Consider the following 19,357-nt stretch of genomic DNA (forward strand, 5'->3'; position numbering starts at 1 on the left):
ACCACTGAAGGAGCAATGCGATGAAATGGTGCAAACCCGAGTTCGAAGAGCTGCGTTTCGGCTTCGAGATCACGATGTACATCTCCGCCCGCTGAGCGCGGGCAACACAACGGCACCGGCTTTCACCGGTGCCGTTTTTTCTTGTGCCTATGAAGATACTGGTTCTTGGGTCGGGGGCGGGCGGCGGCTTCCCGCAGTGGAATTGCAACTGCCGCCTGTGCGCGGGACAGCGAAGCGGCCAGGTCCGTGCGAGTGCGCGCACCCAGAGCTCCATCGCCGTGTCTGCCAATGGCGACGACTGGATCCTGCTCAACGCTTCGCCCGACATCGGCGCGCAGCTGCGTGCGTCTAAAGCACTGCAACCTCAACACGGCGTGCGCCACTCGCCGATCAAGGCCGTGGTGCTGATGGACTCGCAGATCGATCACGTCGCGGGCCTGCTGAGCCTGCGCGAAGGGCCACGCCTGCAGCTCTACTGCACGCCCGAGTCATATGAAGACCTCACCGGCAGCCTGCCGCTGCTGAAAGCGCTCGACAAATACTGCGGCGTGAACTGGCACCCGATGCCGCTGGTGCCCGGTGGCGGCGAATGGCATGAGATCGCAGGCCTGCGCCTGCAGGCCGTGCCTGTGCCCGGCAAGGCGCCGCCCTATTCACCGCGTCGGCAGACCGAAGCGCGCAGCGACAACGCGGCAGTGCTGATCGAAGACCCGGCCTCCGGCAAGCGCGTGCTCTACGCGCCGGGCCTGGCGCAAGTCGGCGACGCCGAACGCAAAAGCCTCGACGCCTGCGACTGCGTGCTGGTCGACGGCACCTTCTGGACCGAAGACGAGATGCTCACCGCAGGCCTGGGCACCAAGCGCGCGGCCGACATGGGCCACCTGCCGCAATGCGACGGGCCGCACGGCCCCGGCATGCTGAAAGCGCTCGACGCCTGCGCTGCAAGGCGCAAGGTGCTGATCCACATCAACAACAGCAATCCCATGCTCGACGAAGACGGCGCGGAGCGCGCGGAACTCACGCGCCGCGGCATCGAGGTTGCCTTCGACGGCATGGAACTGGAGATCTGAACCCGTGACGCAGCAGCAACAGCAGCACCAGGACGCGTGGTCCCCGCAGGTCTTCGAATCGAAGCTGCGCGCCATGGAGTCCCGCTACCACAGCCACCACCCCTTCAACCGCCGGCTCAATGCGGGCGAACTCCAGCCCTTCCAGGTTCGAGGCTGGGTAGCGAACCGCTTCTATTACCAGTGCCGCATCCCGGTGAAGGACGCGGCCATCCTCTCGAACTGCGACGACCGCGCGACGCGCCGGCGCTGGGTGGTGCGCATGCTCGACCACGACGGGCATGACGGCCACGAAGGCGCGAACGCCGGTGGCATTGAGATCTGGACGCGCCTGGGCATCGCCACCGGCCTCGCGCGCGAGACGCTCGAATCGCACGCGCTGGTGCTGCCCGGCGTGCGCTTCGCCGTCGATGCGTACGTCAACTTCGCACGCACCGCGCCGTGGCAGGAGGCGGTGATCTCCTCGCTCACCGAGATGTTCGCGCCGCGCATCCACAAGGACCGGCTCGCGGGCTGGCCCACGCACTATCCGTGGATCGACACTTCGGGCCTCGACTACTTCCGCAGCCGCATCCCGCTGGCCGACCGCGACGTGGAGCACGGCCTGGAGGTCGCGATGCAGTGGTGCACCACGCGCGAGCGGCAGGATCGGGCGTTGCAGATCCTGGGCTTCAAGCTCGACATCCTCTGGGCCATGCTCGATGCCATCGAGCGCGCCTACCCCGACGATCTTGCGAAGGAGCATCGGCCATGACGCAATGGACCGACAACGCACAACCGGCCATCGGCACGATGTACCGGCTGCAGTGGGAGGAGGTGCAGCAGTGCCATGTGCTGCTCTTTCCCGAAGGCATGATCAAGCTCAACGGCCCGGCAGCGGAGATCCTCAAGCGCTGCGACGGCAAGACCAGCGTCGCGGCCTTGGTGGCCGACCTGGAGAGCACTTTCGCGGAAACCGACCTGCGGGCCGACGTGATCGAATTCCTGGAGCAGGCCCATGGACGCCACTGGATCCGGTGATCCGCGCGCTGCAGCCAAGCCGCCGCTCTGGCTGCTCGCGGAGCTGACGTATCGCTGCCCGCTGCATTGCGCGTTCTGCTCCAACCCGGTGGACTACACCAGCTACAGCAACGAGCTCACCACAGACGAATGGATTCGCGTGTTCCGCGAAGCACGTGCCATGGGCGCGGTGCAACTGGGCTTTTCGGGTGGTGAACCGCTGGTACGCGAAGACCTCACCGAGCTCGTCGCGGCGGCGCACGAACTGGGCTTCTATACCAACCTCATCACCTCGGGCGTGGGCCTCACGCCGCAGCGCGCACAGGCGCTGAAGAACGCGGGGCTGGACCACATCCAGCTGTCGTTCCAGGACTCCAGCCGCGAACTCAACGACTTCCTCAGCTCGACAAGGACCTTCGACCTCAAGCAGCGCGTGGCGCGCACCATCAAGGACCTGGGCTATCCAATGGTGCTGAACTGCGTGATGCACCGCTACAACCTTCCGCACGTGGGCCGCATCATCGAGATGGCCGAGTCGATGGAAGCCGACTTCCTCGAACTGGCCAACGTGCAGTACTACGGATGGGCGTGGCGCAACCGCGAGATGCTGATGCCCACGCGCGCGGCCCTGGCTGAAGCCGAAGCCGTGGTCGACGAACACCGGCCGCGCCTGCAAGGCCGCATGAAGATCCTCTGGGTGGTGCCCGACTACGCCGAGGGCAAGCCCAAGCCCTGCATGGCCGGCTGGGCCAGCGTGTTCCTGGTGGTCGCGCCCGATGGCGTGGCCTTGCCGTGCCACAGCGCGCGCATGCTGCCGGGGCTCGACTTCCCGAGCGTGCGGGAACACTCCATCCGCGAGATCTGGCAAGAGAGCCCGGCATTCGGCGCCTACCGCGGCACCGGCTGGATGAGCAGCACCTGCCGGAGCTGCGAAGACAAGGAGAAGGACCACGGCGGCTGCCGCTGCCAGGCGTTTCTGCTCACCGGCGACGCGGCCGCCACGGATCCGGTCTGCCCGAAGAGCCCTCGGCATGCGGAGGTCGAGGCGATGGTTGCCGCGGCGGCGGACCCGCGCGAGGCCGTTGCGCCGATCCGTTTCGTGCCGGGTGCGCGGCGGGCGGGCGAGCTCGTTTTCCGCACGGATGCCAATTCGCGCGGCTGAGCCGGCACGCTCATGACGATCGTGCATCGCCTGCCGTTGAGCGGCGGCCATGTCATGCATGTGGAAGAGCACGGCAATCCGCGCGGGCTGCCCGCGCTGGTGCTCCACGGCGGGCCCGGCTCGGGAACCTCGCCACTGCTCCGCGGCGGCTTCGACCCCACGCGCTACCGCATCATCTGCCCCGACCAGCGCGGCGCGGGCCAAAGCACGCCCGCAGGATCGATCGCATTCAACACGCTCGCCGACCTGCTCGACGACCTGCGATTGCTGCGCGAACATCTGAAGGTCGATCGGTGGCTGGTGGTCGGCGGATCGTGGGGCGCCACGCTGGCACTCCTGCATGCGCTGGACCAGCCTTCAGCCGTGGCAGGCCTCCTGCTGCGCAATGTGTTCCTGGCCCGCGCTTCGGACATCCACGGTTTCTTCGCGGAGGCCGCGCGGCACGGCGGCCCCGACTGGCGCGTGCTGTCGAACGAAGCGCAACGCCGGCAATGCCCGATCACGGTGGTGCTCGCGGACATCTTTGCGCATGGAACGCGGGAGGCGCAGCGGCATGCCGCGCTCTGCTGGTCCGGTTGGGAGCAGCACATGTCGGGCGCAAATGCCGCACCGCCGGGCGATGACGCCGCCTTGCAGCGGCTGGTGTCGCGCTACCGCGTGCAGAGCCACTACCTGCGTCACGAATGCTGGCTCGGCGCGCCCACGCTGCTGCAACGATGCGCCGTGCTGCCCGCAGTCCCTGCGCTCATCGTGCACGGGACGCACGACGCCGTGTGCCCGCCGGAAGGTGCGCAAGCGCTCGCGAACATCCTGCATGGCCGAGCCATCCTGCAATGGGCACAGGGCGCGGGGCACGACCCCACCCATCCGGCCCTGGCCGCAGCGATGAAGCAGGCGCTGCGCGACTACGCGGACACGCAGGCCTTCAGCGCAAGCGTTCCTTGAGCGGCGCGCCGACCAGCGTCACGCGGCCGTCCTTGCTGCGTCGCCACAGCCGCTCGTTGCCGCGGCCGTCGTCGGCAGCGAAGAGCACCGCATCGCCGAGCGCGCGAAAACCCAGCGGCAGTGCGTTGCGCGGGCCTGCCGCCACATCGGCGACGGCGCGCGTGCCGGCCGGCGAGCCGTCGCTGATCCAGGGTTCCACACCCGTCGCGCTGCCGCCGTTCGCGGAGAACCACAGGCGCGAGCCGATCACGGCAAAGCGCGCGGGCGATCCGCTTTTTGCGCCCGGTGCGATGTCCTTGACCTGCACGGTGCCCGTGGCGGTGCCGTCGCTGCGCCACAACTCGGCGCCGGATGCGCCGTCGGTCGCTGCGAAGTAGACGCGGCCGTTCATCGTTGTGAGCGGGCTCGAAATGGACCCGCCCGAGCCTGCGCGAATGTCCTTCACCAGCGTCGTGCCACTGTCAGTGCCGTCGCTCTTCCAGAGCTCGGTGCCGTGCACGCCGTCGTCGGCCGCGAAGTACAGCGTGCGGCCGATCGCCACCAGGTGCGAAGGGCGCGAGGGCGATTCGCCGGGCCGCAGGTCCTTGACGATGCGTGTCCCGCCTTCGGTGCCGTCGCTCTTCCACAGCTCGGTGCCGTGCGTGCCGTCGTGCGCGGTGAAATAGATGTGATCGCCCATGGCCGTCAGCGCCTGGATGCCTGCGTCCTCGGGGCCGGGGCGGATGTCCTTCACCCTGCGCGTGCCCGCCGGCGTGCCGTCGGTCACCCAGAGCTCATGGCCGTGCTCGCGCGTGGTCGCGGTGAAGAACAGGCGGCGGCCGGCCACGGTGAGCTGCCGCGCGACCGCGCGTGGCCCGGCATCGATGGAGGACACGCGCACCGTCGTGTCCGCGGTGCCCGATGTCTTCCACAGCTGAAACCCCGTGCGGCCGTCGTCGGCCACGAAGTAGAGCGCATCGCCGAACACCGTCAGTTCGCTGGGCATGGCGCCTTCTTCGCCGGGCCGCAGGTCGACGACCCGGGACGTGCCCGCGGCGGTGCCGTCGGTGCGCCAGAGCTCCAGGCCGCTCTCGCCGTCGGTGGCGGTCATGTAGACGTGGCCCTTGAAGGCCGTCTGCCCCGTGGGAAAGGCGCCGCGGAAGCCGGGGCGGATGTCCTTCAGCAGCGTCGTGCCGGCGCTGCTGCCGTCGGTGACCCACAACTCCTGGCCCGATGCGATGTGGAAGGCGGAAAAGAGCATCTTTCCGCCCAGCGGCGCGAGCCCGGTGGGAGAAACGAAGGCGAGGGCGTGGCGCTGCTCGGGCAGCACCTCGCGCTCGGGGTCCTGCGCGGCCGCGGGCAGCTGCACGAACAGCGCGGCCAGTGTTGCGGCCAATGGTGAGGCCAGCCATGCGGGGCGCCCGAAGGCGCATGAAGCCGAAGCCATCTCAGCCCCCGAACCATCGCGCCGGTGCAATCACCAGCTGCGGAAACACCACCATCACCAGCAGGATGGCGAACTCCGCGATCATGAAAGGCACCACGCCGCGCGTGACGTCGTCCATCGATATCTTTCCGACGCCCGCCACCACGTTGAGCACCGTGCCCACCGGCGGCGTCACCAGCCCGATCGAGTTGTTGATGATGAACAGCACGCCGAAGTACACGGGGTCGATGCCGGCCGCCTTCACCACCGGCATCAGCACCGGCGTGAGGATCAGGATGGTCGGCGTCATGTCCATCGCGGTGCCCACGACCATCACGATCACCATGATCGCGAGCATCAGCAGGATCTGGTTGCCCATGAAGGGCTCCAGCAGGCCGATGATCTTGGACGGCAGGTCGGCCACGGTGATGAGCCAGGCGCTCACCATCGCCGCGGCGATCAGGAACATCACGACAGCGCTGGTCTTGGCCGCGGCCACGAAGATGCCGTAGAGATCGCGCCAGCTGATCTCGCGGTAGATCACCGTCGAGACGAAGAGCGCATACACCGCGGCCACCACCGCGGCCTCGGTCGGCGTGAACACGCCCATGCGCAGGCCTACCAGGATGATCACCGGCAGCATCAGCGCCCACAGCGCATTGCGGAATGCGGTGGCGATCTCGGCCGACGACTTGCGCGGCGGCGGCACGATCTTCTCGCGCCGCACCAGCCAGGCCCAGGTGATCCACAACGCACCGCCGATCAGCAGCCCCGGCACGATGGCCGCGAGGAACAGCTTGGAGATCGACACGTTCGCCGCCACGCCGAAGATCACGAGCCCGATGCTCGGCGGAATCACCGGCCCGATGACGCCGGTGGCGGCGATCAGGCCGGCTGCGCGCGGCTTGTCGTGGCCCGCCTTGACCATCATCGGCAGCAGCAGCGCGGTGAGCGCGGCGGCGTCGGCCACGGCCGAGCCCGAGAGCGCGGAGAGCAGGCAGCCGGCCATGATGGTCACGTAGCCCAGTCCGCCCTTCACATGGCCGACCAGCGCGAGCGCGAAGTCGACGATGCGCTTGGAGAGGCCGCCCACGTTCATGATCTCGCCGGCCAGCATGAAGAAGGGCACGGCCAGCAGCGGAAAGCTGTCGGCGCCGCCGATGACGTTCTGCGCGAGGATCTGTGCATCGAACAGGTCCAGGTGCCACATGAGCGCGACGCCGCTGGCGAGCAGCGCGAAGGCGATGGGGATGCCCATGCCCATCGCGAGCAGCAGGGAGCCGACAAAGACGGCGATGGTCATTTGCGCGCTCCCGTTGCGTCCTGCTGCGAACCCAGGATCTGCTGCAGCTGCACGGCTTCTTCCGACTCCTTGACCATCACCAGATCACGCTCGGAGATGCGTCCCGTCAGAAGCCGCAGCAGGTCGAGCGCGAGGATGAAGCCCGCCAGCACGGAGAACACCACGCCCGATGCATAGACGATGGCCATCGACGCGCCGGTGACCGGCGCCGTCACGTCCCAGTTGATGCGCGCCTGCGCCACACTGCCCTGGAACAGCAGCCACACGATGTAGAGCATCACCAGGTGGCCGACGGCCAGGCAGATCTTCTTGCCGACGGGCGGCAGCTTCTGCACCACCATGTCCACGCCCAGGTGGCCGTGTTCCTTCAGCGCGACCACCGCGCCCAGGAAGGTCATCCAGATGAAGAGCCAGCGCGAGACTTCTTCCGACATCGTGATGCCGGAGTTGAAGCCGTAGCGGAGCACCACGTTGCCGAAGACAAGAACGACCATGACCGCAAGTGCGGCGGCGATCAATGCCTCGATGCCGGTGCAGCACCGGTCGATCCAGCGGTTCATGGCGCGGCTTGCGTGAGAGCCTGCGTCTGCATTTCGACCAGCGCGCGCAGCGCGGCCAGGTAGGACAGCGGGCCGAGGCCCTGCACCGTGCCCTTGACCGCCGGCGAGATGATCGAATGCGCGCGCCAGGCTTCGCGCGCGGCGATGTTCGACATGTGCACCTCGATGGTGGGAAAGGGCATCGCCTTGATCGCGTCGTGCAGCGGCACGCCGTGCTGCGTGAGGCCGGCGGGATTGACCAGCGCGCCCTGCGCGTCGTCGATGTGCGCATGCAGGAAGTCGATCAACGCGCCTTCGTGGTTCGACTGGATCGTCTCCAGCGTCACGCCGAGTTCGCCGGCCAGCGCGTCGAGCCGCGCATTGATTTCGGCGAGCGTGGTCTTGCCATAGATGTGGGGTTCGCGGCGGCCGAACAGGTTGAGGTTGGGGCCGTGGAGGACAAGGATCTTCATGGGGAGCTTCGGTGTGGGCTTACTTGCGGATGCGAGCGAGTTCGTCGTTGTAGAGCTTGACGATGGCGGGTTCGTATTGGGATGCGAACTTGTCGATGACGGGCTTGGCGATGGTGCGCATGCGGTCCTGCTCGGCCGGTGTGAGCTCGTTGAAGAGCGCGCCCTTGGCCTGCAGCTCCCCCACGGCCTTCTGTGCTGCGGCACGGCTGACCTGGCGCTGATAACCGCGCGCCTCGTTGGCTGCGTCATTCATCATCTTCTGCTCGGCCGGTGTGAGCGAGTCCCAGAACTTCTTGCTCACCAGCACGATGTTGGCGGCGTACACATGGTTCGTGGCGCTCACGAATTTCTGCACTTCGAAGAACTTGTTCGACAGGATCACGGCGTACGGGTTTTCTTGACCATCGACCGCCTTCGATTCGAGGGCGCCATACAACTCGGCAAAGGGCATCGGCACCGGGTTCGCCTTGAAGGCCTTGAAGGTCTCCAGGAACACCGGGTTCGGAATCACGCGGATCTTCAAGCCTTCGAGGTCTTCAGGCCTGGTGATCGGCCGCTTGCTGTTGGTGACGTTGCGAAAGCCCAGGTCCCAGTAGCCCAGGGCGACCAGGCCCTTCTCGGGGAGCTTGGCGATCAGCGCCTGCCCGAGCGGACCATCGAGCAGCGCATCGGCCTGTGCGAAGTTGTTCACCGAGAACGGAAAGTCGACCAGGCCGAACTCCTTGACGATGCCCGCGAGCGAAGTCGTGGCCGGGGCCGACATCTGTTGCACGCCGCCCTGCAGGGCCGACTGCTGCTGCATCTCGTTGCCCAGCTGGGAGGCGGGGAACTCCTGCACCTTCATCTTGCCGCCGCTCTTGGCCGAGAGCAGTTCGGCGAAGCGCTTGACGCCGAAGCTCACCGGGTGGTCGGCGTTGTTCAGGTGGCCGAAGCGGATCACGCGCTCCTGCTGGGCCCAGGAAGGGGCGGCAAGGCCGATGCAGAGGCCGGCGACGGCGAGCGTGCGGAGAAGTTTCACGGGAAGTCCTCGGTGTGAAAGAGATGCGGAAAAACGATGCGTAAAACTGGCGCGAAAAAACGGGCGGAAGAGGGCACTGAAGCCCGGCTGGCCGCGATCATAATTTTTCTTGGAAAGCGTTTCCACTATGGAAATCCCTTCCTTGGAATCTGCTACGCTCCGGCCGGGCAAGAATCGCCGGCATCTGTGAATCAAATTCGGAGCGACATATGAGCGGGATACTGGAACGCAGCTTCAACGTGCTGGAATACCTGGCCGATCACCCGGAGGGCTGCGCCCTGTCGGCATTGGCCGCCAAGCTGGAGATTCCCCTCAGCGCCTCGCATCGCCTGCTCACCGAGCTGATCCGCTGCGGCTACGTGCGGCAGGACCCGCGCGACGGCCATTACGTGCTAACCATCAAGCTGGTCTCCATCGGCCTTTCCTTCTTGAGCCGCTCGGGCATCGTCGATATCGCGCAACCCCTGCTGGACCACCTCGCCTCGGCTTCGGGCGAACTGGTGCGCCTGGCGGTGGTCGACGGCGACGAGCTGACCTTCGTGGCCAAGGCGCAGGGCGCCACGCACGGCCTTCGCTACGACCCCGACATGGGCCTGTCGGTCACGCTCTCGTGCAGCGCGGCCGGGCATGCATGGCTGTCGACCATGAGCGAGGACGACGCCACGGTGCTCGTCGCAAAAAAAGGATTGGGCCAGCCGCAGGACTACGGCCCCAAGGCCCCGACTTCCATCAAGGCCGTGATGGCCTATGTGAAGGCGGCGAAGCAGCGCGGCTTCAGCATGATCGACGAGGTGTTCGCGCCCGCGATGACCGCCATGGCCGCACCGGTGTTCGGCGCGAGCGGCGCGGTGATCGGCGTCGTGACCATCGCCGGGCCGCGCGTGCGGCTCACGCCGCAACGGATGGAGGCGCTGGGACCGGCGCTTCTTCAAACGGCCGAGGACGTGGCGCGCGCCAGCGGCGCCTCGGCCTTGTTCAAGAAAAGAGCCTAGGGCCTGTTCACACTATGCAAGGACCCCTTGCATAGTGTGAACAGGCCCTGGTTCGGCTCACATAAAAGGAGACAAGCATGAAGAGACATTCGATTCGCAGACTGGCGCTCGCCGCCGTCGCAGCCGCCGCTGTGTTCGCCACCGGCGGCGTGTTCGCGCAGATCAAGGAGCGCACGCTCAAGTTCGCGTTCCAGAACCAGACCGGCCATCCGCAGGCGCAGGGCGCGCAGAAGTTCGCGGACATCGTCGCGGCCAAGTCCGCCGGCAAGATCACGGTCAAGCTCTTCGCGGGCGGCTCGCTGGGCGGCGACCTGCAGACGGTCTCTGCACTGCAGGGCGGCACGGTCGAGATCACCGTGCTCAACGCCGGCATCCTCTCGGCGCAGGTCAAGGAATTCGCGGCCTACGACTTTCCCTTTCTCTTCAACAGCGGCAAGGAAGCCGACGCCGTCACCGACGGCCCCTTCGGCCAGAAGCTGATGGCCAGGCTCGAAGACAAGGGCCTGCACGGCCTGGGCTACTGGGACCTGGGCTTTCGCAACCTCACCAACAGCAAGCGGCCGATCGTGAAGGCCGACGACATCGCGGGGCTGAAGATCCGCGTCATTCAGTCGCCGATCTACATCGATCTGTTCGGCGCACTCGGCGCCAACGCCACGCCGCTGCCGTTTCCCGAGCTCTATCCTGCCCTCGACCAGAAGGCGGTCGACGGGCAGGAGAACCCGAACACCACGATCCTCTCGTCCAAGTTCGCCGAGGTGCAGAAGTACATCACCCAGACGCGCCACATCTACAACCCGCAGGCCTTGCTGATCAGCAAGAAGACCTGGGACGGCATGAGCGCGGAAGAGAAAAAGATCATCAACGACGCCGCCGCCGAATCGACCGCGTTCCAGCGTGCGGCCTCGCGCGGCGCGGCCGACAGCGCGCTCGATGCGCTGAAGAAGGCGGGCATGACCGTCTCCGAATTGCCGCCCGAAGAAATGACCAAGCTGCGTGCGAAGGTCAAGCCCGTCATCGACAAGTACTCGGCCTCGGTGGGCGAGGCCACCGTCAAGGAGCTGATGGCCGAGATCGAGAAGGCGCGCAAGTAAGCCGGTTCAGCAGATCCGGCGTACCGGCGCAGCCGGGGCGCTTCAGTGCGCGCCGGCCGCGATGTTGCGAATTTCGCTGTGCAGGGCCCGTTGGCCTGCAGCCAGTGCGAGTTCGTAGCTGTCGAATGCGTCGTAGGCGCTGCGAAACACGGTCGGATGGCCGCCGTTCGCATCGGTTTCGAGCAATCGCCAGACAAACGATCCGGGCGCCGACTCTGTGACTGTGAGTTCGATCGGATGTGTCATGGCCTCACAGTGTTCTTTTGCGCATCGGCTGTCTGTAGGCCAGATGCGTCAGTTCCAAGCCTGCGCGGCAGGGCCCAGACGCCGCCCCGTGTGAAACGTAGTGTGTGCAATTTCGGGGCGGACACAGAGGCATACGCAATCTGTGCCTGGTGCGCGAGGCGCGGCGAACAATCCGCTCGCTTGTTCTTCAATAGCACTCACTTCCCCTCACTTCTGCACCCAGGAAATCGCCATGAGCATCCGATCCAACGTGGTTCTCGCCGTCGCCGCAGTCGCGGCTTCCGTGGCCGTCCTCACCTTCGCGTCGCCGCCGCCCGGCGGCGACATCGCTGCCGGTGGCGCGCAAAAGGCGCCCGAATTCCAGAACATCGACAAGTGGCTCAACTCCCAGCCGCTGAAGCTGGAAGAACTGCGCGGCAAGGTCGTGCTGGTCGACTTCTGGACCTACACCTGCATCAACTGCCTCAACCACCTTCCCTATGTGAAAGAGTGGAACGAGAAGTACAAGGACAAGGGCCTCGTCGTCGTGGGCGTGCACACGCCGGAGTTCGCCTATGAAAAGTCGACCAAGAACGTGCAGGACGCAATCAACCGCCTGCAGATCAAGCACGCCGTGGCGCAGGACAACAGCTATGGCACCTGGAAGGCGTTCAACAACCAGTACTGGCCCGCGGTCTACCTCATCGACAAGCAGGGAAAGATCGTCTATTCGCACTTCGGCGAGGGCAGCTATGGCACCATCGAGAAAAAGATCCAGGCGCTGCTGGCCGAGCCGGCACCGGAGCCGGCGTCTTCGGCGGCAGGGGGCTGACATGAAAAAGCTCTGGTTCGCGCTGCTGTTCTTTGCGGGCGGCTTGGCGCATGAAGTTCGCAACCCGGTGAATTGCCAATGCATCGCCACGACCCGCGATTTCACGGGCACCCGCAAGCGCGCCCGCACATGAAGCGAGGCGGCGGGACGCTTGCTCAGCCGTCCCGCGCCTCGACCGCCGAGGCGAACACGTAGCCTTCGCTGCGCACCGTCTTGATGTAGCGCGGCTCGCGCGCATCGTCGCGCAGACGCTGGCGCAGGCGGCTCACCAGCAGGTCGATCGAGCGCTCGAAGAGCTCGGCTTCGCGCCCCTGCGTGAGGCTCAGCAGCTGGTCGCGGCTCAGCACCTTCTGCGGATGGTCGAGAAACACGCGCAGCAGGCGGTATTCGGCGCCGCTCAGCGCCACCATCGTGCCGCTGTCGTCCAGCAGGTGGCGCGCCACCGTGTCCACATGCCAGTCGCCGAAAGCCAGCTTCTGCGAGGGCTCGACCGCCCCCATGTTCGGCGGCAGCATGCGCGTGCGGCGCATCACCGAGCGGATGCGCGCGAGCAGTTCGCGCGCCGAGAAAGGCTTGGCCAGGTAGTCGTCGGCGCCCATCTCCAGCCCCAGGATGCGGTCGGCTTCCTCGCTGCGCGCGGTGAGCATCAGGATGGGCGTGGCCTTGTACTTGCCGGTGCGCAGGTCGCGGCAGAGCGTGAGGCCGTCTTCGCCCGGCAGCATCAGGTCCAGGATGATCAGGTCAAAAGGCCCCGACTCCTCCAGCGCCGCGCGCATGTGCCGCCCGGTGGGCACCGCCGCCACGCGCAGGCCGTTCTTGACCAGGTAGGTCGTGAGCAGTTCGCGGATTTCCCGGTCGTCGTCGACGATGAGGATGTGGTCGGAGGTCTTGGGAGTCATGGCAGTGGTGGGGTGTGGGTTGCGCCGCAGCCGCAATGTATCCCGCGGGTTCTTCGCCGCCAGCGGGTTTGTATTCGCAAGTATCTGGCGGCATGGGCGCGACAGTTTGTTTCGTGCCGCGCCTGGCCCCTGCGGCGGCCATCGGCGCTTCGGTGAAACGTAGTGTTTGGATTTCCGGCGCGGATACAGAGGCATACGCAATGCGTTCCGGCGGGGCGGCGGCGGGCCAACAATCCAGCCGTTCTCAACTCAACCCGCTCCCAGGAACACACCATGTCCTCCACCGAAAAGATCCTCTACACCGGCAAGACCCACACCACCGGCGGCCGCGACGGCGCCTCCACCAGCAGTGACGGCCGCCTGGACGTCAAGCTGTCGTCGCCCGGCGGCCCCGGCAACGGCACCAACCCCGAGCAGCTCTTCGCAGCCGGCTGGTCCGCCTGCTTCATCGGCGCCATGGGCCTGGCCGCCGGCAAGCTCAAGATCAAGCTGCCCGCCGACCTGGCCGTCGATGCCGAAGTGGACCTGGCCAACACCGACGGTGCCTATTTCCTCAAGGCCCGCCTGAACGTCAGCGTGCCCGGCATCGAGCGCGAGGTGGTGCAGTCGCTGGTGGATGCGGCACACCAGACCTGCCCGTACTCCAAGGCCACGCGCGGCAACGTCGACGTCACGATCCACGTGGTATGAGCCGGGGTCTATAAACGAGCCCATGTCCACATCCGCCAGCCCGTCCCCGATCCCGGCCAGCACCGCTGGCGGCTTGCGCCGCCTGGTGCCGCGATCGCTCTTCGCCCGCGTGACGCTGATCATCGTGGTGGGCCTGGCGATCGCGCAGCTGTTGACCTTCGCGGCCATCCGCTACGAGCGGGACATGGCGATGCGCGAACTGATGATGACCGGCATCGAGCGCGACATCGCCAGCTCGGTCGCCATCCTCGACCGCCTGCCCGCCGCGGAACGGCCTGACTGGCTGGAGCGCCTGGAGCGGCGCAACTACCGCTTCGTGCTGGGCGGCATGGCCGAGGGCGGCGATCCCCAGTCGCTGCTGTCGCGCCAGTTCGCGACGGCCATCGCGGAGGCGATGCGGCCGTTCCAGATCGTCAAGGTCGGGCAGGTCGAGAAGCCGGCCGAGGGCCTGCAGATCCAGGTGCGGCTGACCGACGGCTCCTCGGTGGTGGTGCATGCCAGGCGGGTGGGCATGCCGGTGTCGCGCTGGGTGATGTGGCTGCTGGCGATGCAGCTGCTGGTGCTGGCCGTGTGCGCATGGTTTGCGGTGCGGCTGGTCACGCGGCCGCTGGCCGACCTGGCCGCCGCGGCCGACCACCTGGGGCCCGACCTCCAGGCGCAGACGCTCACCGAAGAAGGCCCCACCGAAGTCGCGCATGCGGCGCGCGCCTTCAATGCCATGCAGACGCGCATCGGCGGCTACATGGCCGAACGCGTGGAAATTCTCGCGGCCATCTCGCACGACCTGCAGACCCCTATTACGCGGATGCGGCTGCGCACCGAGATGATGGACGACGCACACGACCGCACCAAGTTCCGCCAGGACCTGGACGAGATGAACTCGCTGGTGCGCGAAGGCGTGACCTATGCGCGCACGCTGCACGGCGCCACCGAGCCGCCGCTGCGCATGGACGCCGATGCGCTGCTCGAAAGCATGGTGGCCGACTACGAAGACGCCGGAAAGATCGTGCGCCTCGAAGGCCGCGTCGGCGCGCCGATCGTGAGCCGGCCCAACGCGCTGCGCCGCATCGTGATGAACCTGGTCGACAACGCGCTGATCTTCGGCAGCGATGTGCGCCTGCGCGTCGAGGCCGGCCACGGCCAACTGGCCATCGCGGTGATCGACAACGGCCCCGGCATTCCGCCCGACGAACTGGATGCGGTGCTCAAGCCTTTCTACCGCGTCGAGAGCTCGCGCAACCGCAGCACCGGCGGCACCGGCCTGGGCCTGGCCATCGCGCACCAGCTCGCGATGGCGATGGGCGCCGAGCTGAAGCTGCAGAACTGCCCCGAGGGCGGACTGGAGGCACGCCTGACCATGCGCACACACACCGCTCCGACGAGCTGAACCGCGCCGCGCGGTGCGCGCGGCAGTTCCCGCTCCTTCCGTTTTTTTCCGAAGCCCGCGGCTCGTGCATCGAGACCGTGAAGAGCCTGCACGCCTTATCGCCTGGACCCGAACCATGTTGATCCTTCTCATTGCCTACCTCGGCGGGGCGCTCACCATCCTGAGCCCCTGCATCCTTCCGGTGCTGCCCTTCGTGTTCGCACGGGCCGACCGGCCGTTCCGCGCGCACGGCCTGCCGATGCTGACCGGCATGGCGCTGGCCTTTGCCGCCGTCGCCACGCTGGCGGCCGTGGGCGGCGGCTGGGTCGTCACGGTCAACGAGTACGGGCGCCACGCGGCCATTGCGATGCTCGCGCTGTTCGGCGCGACGCTGCTGTTCCCGGGCATTGCCGACCGCATGAGCCGGCCGCTGGTGGCGCTGGGCATGCGCATGGCCGAAGCGCCATCCGGCGGCACGAACGGCAAGGGCACCGTGTTCACACCGCTGCTGCTGGGCGTGGGCACCGGCCTGCTCTGGGCGCCGTGCGCGGGGCCGATCCTCGGGCTCATCCTGACGGGCGCGGCGCTCAATGGCGCAAGCGTCGGCACCACGGTGCTGCTGCTGGCCTATGCCGCGGGTGCGTGCACCTCGCTGGCGGCGGCGTTGCTGTTCGGCGGGCGGGTGTTCTCGGTCATGAGGCGTTCGCTGCACACGGGCGAATGGGTGCGCCGCGCGGCCGGTGCCGCCGTGCTGGTGGGCGTGGGCGCCATCGCGCTGGGGCTGGACACGGGCTTGCTTGCGCGCCTCTCGGTGGGCACCACCTCGGCGCTGGAGCAGGCGCTGGTGGACAGGATCCACACGCCGAAGCCGAGGCCACAACCGCAAGCCGCAGAGCCAGGCGCCGGCCTGGATGGCAGGGACGCCGGCTTCATGCGCACGGCCGACATCACCCCGGCGCGCCAGCCGGTGCGCAAGCTCGGCGTGCAAGGCGATTTCCCGTCGCTCGCCGGCGCGACCGAATGGCTCAACTCGCCGCCGCTGAGCCCCGAGGCCCTGCGCGGCAAGGTCGTGCTGGTCGACTTCTGGACCTATTCGTGCATCAACTGCCTGCGCACGTTGCCCTACGTTCGCGCGTGGGCCGAGAAGTACAAGGACGCGGGCCTGGTCGTCATCGGCGTGCATTCGCCGGAGTTCGCGTTCGAGAAGCGCCCGGCCAATGTGCGCAAAGCGACGAAGGACCTGGACATCGACTTCCCGGTGGCGCTGGACAACGACTTCGCCATCTGGCGCGGCTTCGACAACCGGGCCTGGCCCGCGTTCTATTTCATCGACGCGCAAGGGCGCATCCGCCACCACCAGTTCGGAGAGAGCCGGTATGACAAGGCCGAGCAGGTCATCCAGCAACTGCTGGCCGAAGCGGGGCAGCGCAACCTGCCGGCGGACTTGGTCGCGCCCACAGGGCAGGGCACGCAGGCCGCGCCGGGCACCGAGCTCGCGATGTCAGGCGAGACTTACGTGGGCGCGGAGCGTGCACACGGCTTCGCTTCGCCCGGTGGCCTGGTGAGCGGGCGCGCCCATGTCTACCAGCGCCCGGCGTCGCTGCGCACCAACCAGTGGGCGCTCGCCGGCGACTGGACCGTGGAGCCCGAGCGCGCCGTGTCGAACCGTGCGAACGGCCGCATCGCCTACCGCTTTCAGGCGCGCGACCTGCACCTGGTGCTCGGCCCCGCGGCCGATGGCAAGCCGGTGCGCTTCCGTGTGCTGGTGGACGGCAAGGCGCCGCTCGCGGACCACGGCGCCGACACCGATGCAGAGGGCTACGGGACCATCGAGGCGCAGAAGCTCTACCAGCTCGTTCGCCAGGCGAAGGGTGAGAAGGAGCGGTTGTTCGAGATCGAGTTTCTGGACGGTGGGGCGCAGGCTTATGCGTTCACGTTCGGTTGAAACTGTCCAGGGCTGCGATCACGCCGACGGGAGCACCCGGTGGCCTGTGCACATGCCCCGAATGAACCCGTTTTCAAAGCAGCCCGAGCGTCAACGCCTTCAAAGTAGCCGCAGCACGCGTCGTGCATTCAAGCTTGCGAAAGATGTTCTCCAGATGCGCCCGCACGGTGCTCGGGCTGATGCCCAGCACGCGCGCCGCTTCCTTGTTGCTGTCGCCAAGGCTGATGCGCCCCAGCACTTCGATCTCGCGGCTGGAGAGAAGTGCGGCGGCCTCGTTCGATGGCAGAGGGGCGGCACCGGCTTGCGGGTGTCCCGTCAGCACGGCCACAGCCGCCGCATCGAGCCGCCCGAGTTCCGCTTCGTTCTTCAACGCGGCAATCGCGTCGGCTTGGTCGAGCGCAGGATGCCCCGGCTGGCTGGTGCGCAACAGAACCCAGTGGGCGGCGACCGCGAGCACGCGCCCCTCGACGTCGATGGCCGGCCCCTTGATGCCCCGGAAAAACCCCGAGCCATCGAGACGTTCATCGACGAAGGAGGCGATCTCCGCCTCGGTGCGCAGCGTGCCGATGCGCCGCGCCGCGCGGTCCGTCCAGTAGGGCACGAGCCGCAGGCGCTCCTTGTCGGCCTCGCTGCGCACGCCCGGCGAATCCCACACCGCATTCGGCACCGACGCGCGGCCGATACCGTGGATGAGCGCCGCGCGCCGCACCTGCCCCTGCTCGACCTCGCCCAGCCCCACGCCCGCGGCGCATGCGAACGCGGCATCGGCCACGCGACGAGAGAAGCCTGTCATCCACGGAAGCTTGAGGTCGATCACGTCGGCGATCAGCTCGAGCGATGCGGTTGCCTCGCGCAGTGCGTCGGAGGGGGTTTGCATGTCGGCCGCCGCACCTTGCTCCAGCGCATGCAGCCAGTCGACCGCGTGCTGCTGCACGGCATCGACCACGAAGGCCGGATAGCGTGCATCGGACCGCTCTGCGATGTAGCGCAGCGCGTTGCGGAGGCCATGCACGCGCGAAAAGATTTCGAGGTCGCCGGCGACCGAGACGACGAAGACTTCTTCGGGAATCTGCGAGGCGCGCAGTCCGTGCGGCTTGCCGCGTCCGTCGAAGGTCTCGAACATGTGGCGCAGCGTGCGCTCCACTTCAGGCGGCATGCCCAGCGTGCGCGCGATATCGCCCGACACCTCGCAATGGATCTCCGCCATCGGACCGACGGAACCCGCGAATTCGGCCGCGGCACTCGCTGATGCGGTCGAGAGCATCGCGCGGCGCCCGCCGACGTCGTCGCCCATCAGATCGGAGAACTCGGGCGCATTCGCGGTGCAGCCGGACCATCGCAACAGCGACGCACAGGCTGCGTGGCCTTGCACTGCTGCATCGCGGCCGATGGCGGCGGCGAGCTGCGAGGCGATCCACGCGGTGCGTGCGGAATGGTCGATGGGTTGCCCCATGCTCAGGTCGCCGACGAATGCAAGGGCCTTGATGGCGTCGAAGACCGGGATGTGGGGCGCAGGCTGCACGAGAGAAACCGAAGAGAAAATAAGGAAGGCGTGCCGGCCACAGCCGGCACGCCGGGCACCTTACTTGGAATGGTTCACGGCGTCCAGAATCACCTGCGCCACCTTGGCCGGCTGCGACTGCTGCGGCACGTGGCTGCTGTTGACCGTGGTGACGGTCGCGCCGATCTTCTTGGCCATGTCACGTTGCAGCGCCGGCTGGATCATGTGGTCCGAGCTCGCGACCAGGTACCACGAGGGCTTGGTCTTCCATGCGGCCACGGTCAGCTTCTGCTCGAAGGACTTGCCCAGGATCGGACCCTGCGTCGCGGTCATCACCGCGGTGGCGGCGGCGGGCAGGTCCTGCGCGAAGTGCCTGGACATGCCTTCCTTCGTGAGCGACAGGAACCCGCTCGCGTCGGCCTTGATGTGCGCGAAGCCGGGCGCGGTGGGGTAGTCCTTGCCGAGCTCGGCCGAGTTCTGTCCCGCATCGGGCGCAAAGGCCGCGATGTACACGAGCGACGACACCTTGTCGTTCGCGCCGGCTTCGGTGATGACCGAGCCGCCCCACGAATGGCCGACCAGCACGACCTTGCCGGGCTGCGCGTCGATGGCGCGCTTGGCGGCGGCCACGTCGTCTTCGAGCGAGGTCAGCGGGTTCTGCACCGCCACCACGTTCACGCCCTTGGCCTGCAGCAGCGGGATCACCTTGGCCCAGTCGGAGCCGTCGGCGAATGCGCCGTGGACGATGACCACGCTGGGCTTGTCGGCCGCGATGGCGCCGGTTGCGAACGAGAGGCCGATGGCGAGGGCAGCGGCGGCGAGCTTGAAGCGTTGAGCGGTTTTCATGGGAGTCCTTGCGAGTGAGTTGAAGCGGAGCCCGTACTGTCGGCGCAGCGGGCCCG

General features: G+C 67.3%; 22 protein-coding genes. 13 read left to right on the forward strand and 9 right to left on the reverse strand.

Translation table 11 applies throughout. The features are described from left to right. Window positions 1–20: 20 nt before the first annotated feature. The 6 genes from pqqA to ABIC90_RS12625 are packed head-to-tail and all read left to right on the forward strand — an operon-like array spanning window position 21 to window position 4,173. Window positions 21–95 (forward strand): pyrroloquinoline quinone precursor peptide PqqA, encoded by a 75-nt coding sequence (gene pqqA, locus ABIC90_RS12600; protein ID WP_080898329.1) that lies wholly within the window; start codon window positions 21–23, stop codon window positions 93–95. 54 nt (window positions 96–149) lie between these two features. Beyond that, window positions 150–1,070, forward strand: coding sequence for a pyrroloquinoline quinone biosynthesis protein PqqB (gene pqqB, locus ABIC90_RS12605; RefSeq protein WP_354354456.1), 921 nt, complete (start codon window positions 150–152; stop codon window positions 1,068–1,070). 4 nt (window positions 1,071–1,074) lie between these two features. Beyond that, window positions 1,075–1,821 carry a pyrroloquinoline-quinone synthase PqqC gene (gene pqqC / locus ABIC90_RS12610; protein ID WP_354354457.1) on the forward strand — a complete coding sequence of 249 codons (747 nt, stop codon included), beginning with the start codon at window positions 1,075–1,077 and terminating at the stop codon, window positions 1,819–1,821. Further along, complete coding sequence (pqqD, locus tag ABIC90_RS12615) at window positions 1,818–2,087, forward strand: pyrroloquinoline quinone biosynthesis peptide chaperone PqqD (protein WP_354354458.1); 270 nt, start codon at window positions 1,818–1,820, stop codon at window positions 2,085–2,087. The genes pqqC and pqqD overlap by 4 nt, the downstream gene beginning before the upstream one ends. Beyond that, entirely contained in the window at window positions 2,065–3,228 is a 1,164-nt protein-coding gene (pqqE, locus tag ABIC90_RS12620; protein ID WP_354354459.1) for a pyrroloquinoline quinone biosynthesis protein PqqE, read from the forward strand. Before pqqD ends, pqqE begins: the two co-directional genes overlap by 23 nt. 12 nt (window positions 3,229–3,240) lie before the next feature. Continuing rightward, on the forward strand, window positions 3,241–4,173 hold the full coding sequence (locus ABIC90_RS12625; protein WP_354354460.1) for an alpha/beta fold hydrolase: 933 nt from the start codon (window positions 3,241–3,243) through the stop codon (window positions 4,171–4,173). Here the strand turns inward: ABIC90_RS12625 and ABIC90_RS12630 are convergent. From ABIC90_RS12630 to ABIC90_RS12650, 5 genes are read right to left on the reverse strand one after another with little or no spacing between them, the layout of a single operon-like run. Then, entirely contained in the window at window positions 4,154–5,599 is a 1,446-nt protein-coding gene (locus tag ABIC90_RS12630; RefSeq protein WP_354354461.1) for an ELWxxDGT repeat protein, read from the reverse strand. The two genes, ABIC90_RS12625 and ABIC90_RS12630, sit on opposite strands and share 20 nt — an antisense overlap. Window position 5,600: 1 nt before the next feature. Further along, a complete protein-coding gene (locus ABIC90_RS12635; RefSeq protein ID WP_354354462.1) occupies window positions 5,601–6,881 on the reverse strand; it encodes a TRAP transporter large permease in 1,281 nt (426 codons plus the stop codon). Next, window positions 6,878–7,441, reverse strand: a complete 564-nt coding sequence (locus ABIC90_RS12640; protein ID WP_354354463.1) for a TRAP transporter small permease — start codon at window positions 7,439–7,441, stop codon at window positions 6,878–6,880. The genes ABIC90_RS12635 and ABIC90_RS12640 overlap by 4 nt, the downstream gene beginning before the upstream one ends. Further along, window positions 7,438–7,893, reverse strand: coding sequence for a type II 3-dehydroquinate dehydratase (locus tag ABIC90_RS12645; protein ID WP_354354464.1), 456 nt, complete (start codon window positions 7,891–7,893; stop codon window positions 7,438–7,440). Before ABIC90_RS12645 ends, ABIC90_RS12640 begins: the two co-directional genes overlap by 4 nt. A gap of 19 nt (window positions 7,894–7,912) precedes the next feature. Next, on the reverse strand, window positions 7,913–8,911 hold the full coding sequence (locus ABIC90_RS12650; RefSeq protein WP_354354465.1) for a TRAP transporter substrate-binding protein: 999 nt from the start codon (window positions 8,909–8,911) through the stop codon (window positions 7,913–7,915). Between the two features lie 209 nt (window positions 8,912–9,120). On the opposite strand from ABIC90_RS12650, the gene ABIC90_RS12655 reads away from it, so the two are divergent. Both ABIC90_RS12655 and ABIC90_RS12660 read left to right on the forward strand, forming a co-directional pair. Then, complete coding sequence (locus ABIC90_RS12655; RefSeq protein ID WP_354354466.1) at window positions 9,121–9,903, forward strand: IclR family transcriptional regulator; 783 nt, start codon at window positions 9,121–9,123, stop codon at window positions 9,901–9,903. Between the two features lie 77 nt (window positions 9,904–9,980). Beyond that, window positions 9,981–10,997 carry a TRAP transporter substrate-binding protein gene (locus ABIC90_RS12660; protein ID WP_354354467.1) on the forward strand — a complete coding sequence of 339 codons (1,017 nt, stop codon included), beginning with the start codon at window positions 9,981–9,983 and terminating at the stop codon, window positions 10,995–10,997. Between the two features lie 42 nt (window positions 10,998–11,039). On the opposite strand, the gene ABIC90_RS12665 is transcribed toward ABIC90_RS12660, so the two are convergent. Beyond that, complete coding sequence (locus ABIC90_RS12665) at window positions 11,040–11,243, reverse strand: hypothetical protein (RefSeq protein ID WP_354354468.1); 204 nt, start codon at window positions 11,241–11,243, stop codon at window positions 11,040–11,042. Window positions 11,244–11,475: 232 nt separating this feature from the next. On the opposite strand from ABIC90_RS12665, the gene ABIC90_RS12670 reads away from it, so the two are divergent. Both ABIC90_RS12670 and ABIC90_RS12675 read left to right on the forward strand, forming a co-directional pair. Next, window positions 11,476–12,054 carry a thioredoxin family protein gene (locus ABIC90_RS12670; protein WP_354354469.1) on the forward strand — a complete coding sequence of 193 codons (579 nt, stop codon included), beginning with the start codon at window positions 11,476–11,478 and terminating at the stop codon, window positions 12,052–12,054. Window position 12,055: 1 nt separating this feature from the next. After that, window positions 12,056–12,187: a hypothetical protein gene (locus ABIC90_RS12675; protein WP_354354470.1), complete on the forward strand. Its 132-nt coding sequence runs from the start codon at window positions 12,056–12,058 to the stop codon at window positions 12,185–12,187. 22 nt (window positions 12,188–12,209) lie between these two features. Here ABIC90_RS12675 and ABIC90_RS12680 read toward each other — a convergent pair whose 3' ends face one another. Next, a complete protein-coding gene (locus ABIC90_RS12680; RefSeq protein WP_354354471.1) occupies window positions 12,210–12,953 on the reverse strand; it encodes a response regulator in 744 nt (247 codons plus the stop codon). A gap of 273 nt (window positions 12,954–13,226) precedes the next feature. Here ABIC90_RS12680 and ABIC90_RS12685 point away from each other — a divergent pair, with 273 nt between their 5' ends. From ABIC90_RS12685 to ABIC90_RS12695, 3 genes are all read left to right on the forward strand, one after another. Next, complete coding sequence (locus ABIC90_RS12685; RefSeq protein WP_354354472.1) at window positions 13,227–13,643, forward strand: organic hydroperoxide resistance protein; 417 nt, start codon at window positions 13,227–13,229, stop codon at window positions 13,641–13,643. A 22-nt stretch (window positions 13,644–13,665) separates the two neighbouring features. After that, window positions 13,666–15,030 (forward strand): ATP-binding protein, encoded by a 1,365-nt coding sequence (locus tag ABIC90_RS12690; protein WP_354354473.1) that lies wholly within the window; start codon window positions 13,666–13,668, stop codon window positions 15,028–15,030. 115 nt (window positions 15,031–15,145) lie between these two features. Continuing rightward, window positions 15,146–16,954 carry a cytochrome c biogenesis protein DipZ gene (locus ABIC90_RS12695; RefSeq protein WP_354354474.1) on the forward strand — a complete coding sequence of 603 codons (1,809 nt, stop codon included), beginning with the start codon at window positions 15,146–15,148 and terminating at the stop codon, window positions 16,952–16,954. A 73-nt stretch (window positions 16,955–17,027) separates the two neighbouring features. Here the strand turns inward: ABIC90_RS12695 and ABIC90_RS12700 are convergent, their stop codons facing one another. Next, window positions 17,028–18,476 (reverse strand): HD domain-containing phosphohydrolase, encoded by a 1,449-nt coding sequence (locus ABIC90_RS12700; protein WP_354354475.1) that lies wholly within the window; start codon window positions 18,474–18,476, stop codon window positions 17,028–17,030. A gap of 60 nt (window positions 18,477–18,536) precedes the next feature. Further along, a complete protein-coding gene (locus ABIC90_RS12705) occupies window positions 18,537–19,301 on the reverse strand; it encodes an alpha/beta fold hydrolase (RefSeq protein WP_354354476.1) in 765 nt (254 codons plus the stop codon). Window positions 19,302–19,357 lie beyond the last annotated feature (56 nt).

Origin of the sequence: Variovorax boronicumulans (genome assembly GCF_040544675.1) — a bacterium.
In the GTDB taxonomy this organism is placed as follows: Bacteria; Pseudomonadota; Gammaproteobacteria; order Burkholderiales; family Burkholderiaceae_C; genus Variovorax; species Variovorax boronicumulans_D.

Excerpts from the sequence above, each read along its gene's own strand:
- ABIC90_RS12705 (WP_354354476.1), bottom strand. The coding sequence starts at position 19,301 with ATGAAAACCGCTCAACGCTTCAAGCTCGCCGCCGCTGCCCTCGCCATC.
- ABIC90_RS12690 (WP_354354473.1), top strand. The coding sequence starts at position 13,666 with ATGTCCACATCCGCCAGCCCGTCCCCGATCCCGGCCAGCACCGCTGGC.
- pqqD (WP_354354458.1), top strand. The coding sequence starts at position 1,818 with ATGACGCAATGGACCGACAACGCACAACCGGCCATCGGCACGATGTAC.
- ABIC90_RS12655 (WP_354354466.1), top strand. The coding sequence starts at position 9,121 with ATGAGCGGGATACTGGAACGCAGCTTCAACGTGCTGGAATACCTGGCC.
- ABIC90_RS12665 (WP_354354468.1), bottom strand. The coding sequence starts at position 11,243 with ATGACACATCCGATCGAACTCACAGTCACAGAGTCGGCGCCCGGATCG.
- ABIC90_RS12625 (WP_354354460.1), top strand. The coding sequence starts at position 3,241 with ATGACGATCGTGCATCGCCTGCCGTTGAGCGGCGGCCATGTCATGCAT.
- ABIC90_RS12635 (WP_354354462.1), bottom strand. The coding sequence starts at position 6,881 with ATGACCATCGCCGTCTTTGTCGGCTCCCTGCTGCTCGCGATGGGCATG.
- ABIC90_RS12695 (WP_354354474.1), top strand. The coding sequence starts at position 15,146 with ATGTTGATCCTTCTCATTGCCTACCTCGGCGGGGCGCTCACCATCCTG.
- ABIC90_RS12660 (WP_354354467.1), top strand. The coding sequence starts at position 9,981 with ATGAAGAGACATTCGATTCGCAGACTGGCGCTCGCCGCCGTCGCAGCC.
- ABIC90_RS12630 (WP_354354461.1), bottom strand. The coding sequence starts at position 5,599 with ATGGCTTCGGCTTCATGCGCCTTCGGGCGCCCCGCATGGCTGGCCTCA.
- ABIC90_RS12685 (WP_354354472.1), top strand. The coding sequence starts at position 13,227 with ATGTCCTCCACCGAAAAGATCCTCTACACCGGCAAGACCCACACCACC.
- ABIC90_RS12675 (WP_354354470.1), top strand. The coding sequence starts at position 12,056 with ATGAAAAAGCTCTGGTTCGCGCTGCTGTTCTTTGCGGGCGGCTTGGCG.
- pqqE (WP_354354459.1), top strand. The coding sequence starts at position 2,065 with ATGGACGCCACTGGATCCGGTGATCCGCGCGCTGCAGCCAAGCCGCCG.
- ABIC90_RS12640 (WP_354354463.1), bottom strand. The coding sequence starts at position 7,441 with ATGAACCGCTGGATCGACCGGTGCTGCACCGGCATCGAGGCATTGATC.
- ABIC90_RS12680 (WP_354354471.1), bottom strand. The coding sequence starts at position 12,953 with ATGACTCCCAAGACCTCCGACCACATCCTCATCGTCGACGACGACCGG.
- pqqB (WP_354354456.1), top strand. The coding sequence starts at position 150 with ATGAAGATACTGGTTCTTGGGTCGGGGGCGGGCGGCGGCTTCCCGCAG.
- ABIC90_RS12670 (WP_354354469.1), top strand. The coding sequence starts at position 11,476 with ATGAGCATCCGATCCAACGTGGTTCTCGCCGTCGCCGCAGTCGCGGCT.
- ABIC90_RS12645 (WP_354354464.1), bottom strand. The coding sequence starts at position 7,893 with ATGAAGATCCTTGTCCTCCACGGCCCCAACCTCAACCTGTTCGGCCGC.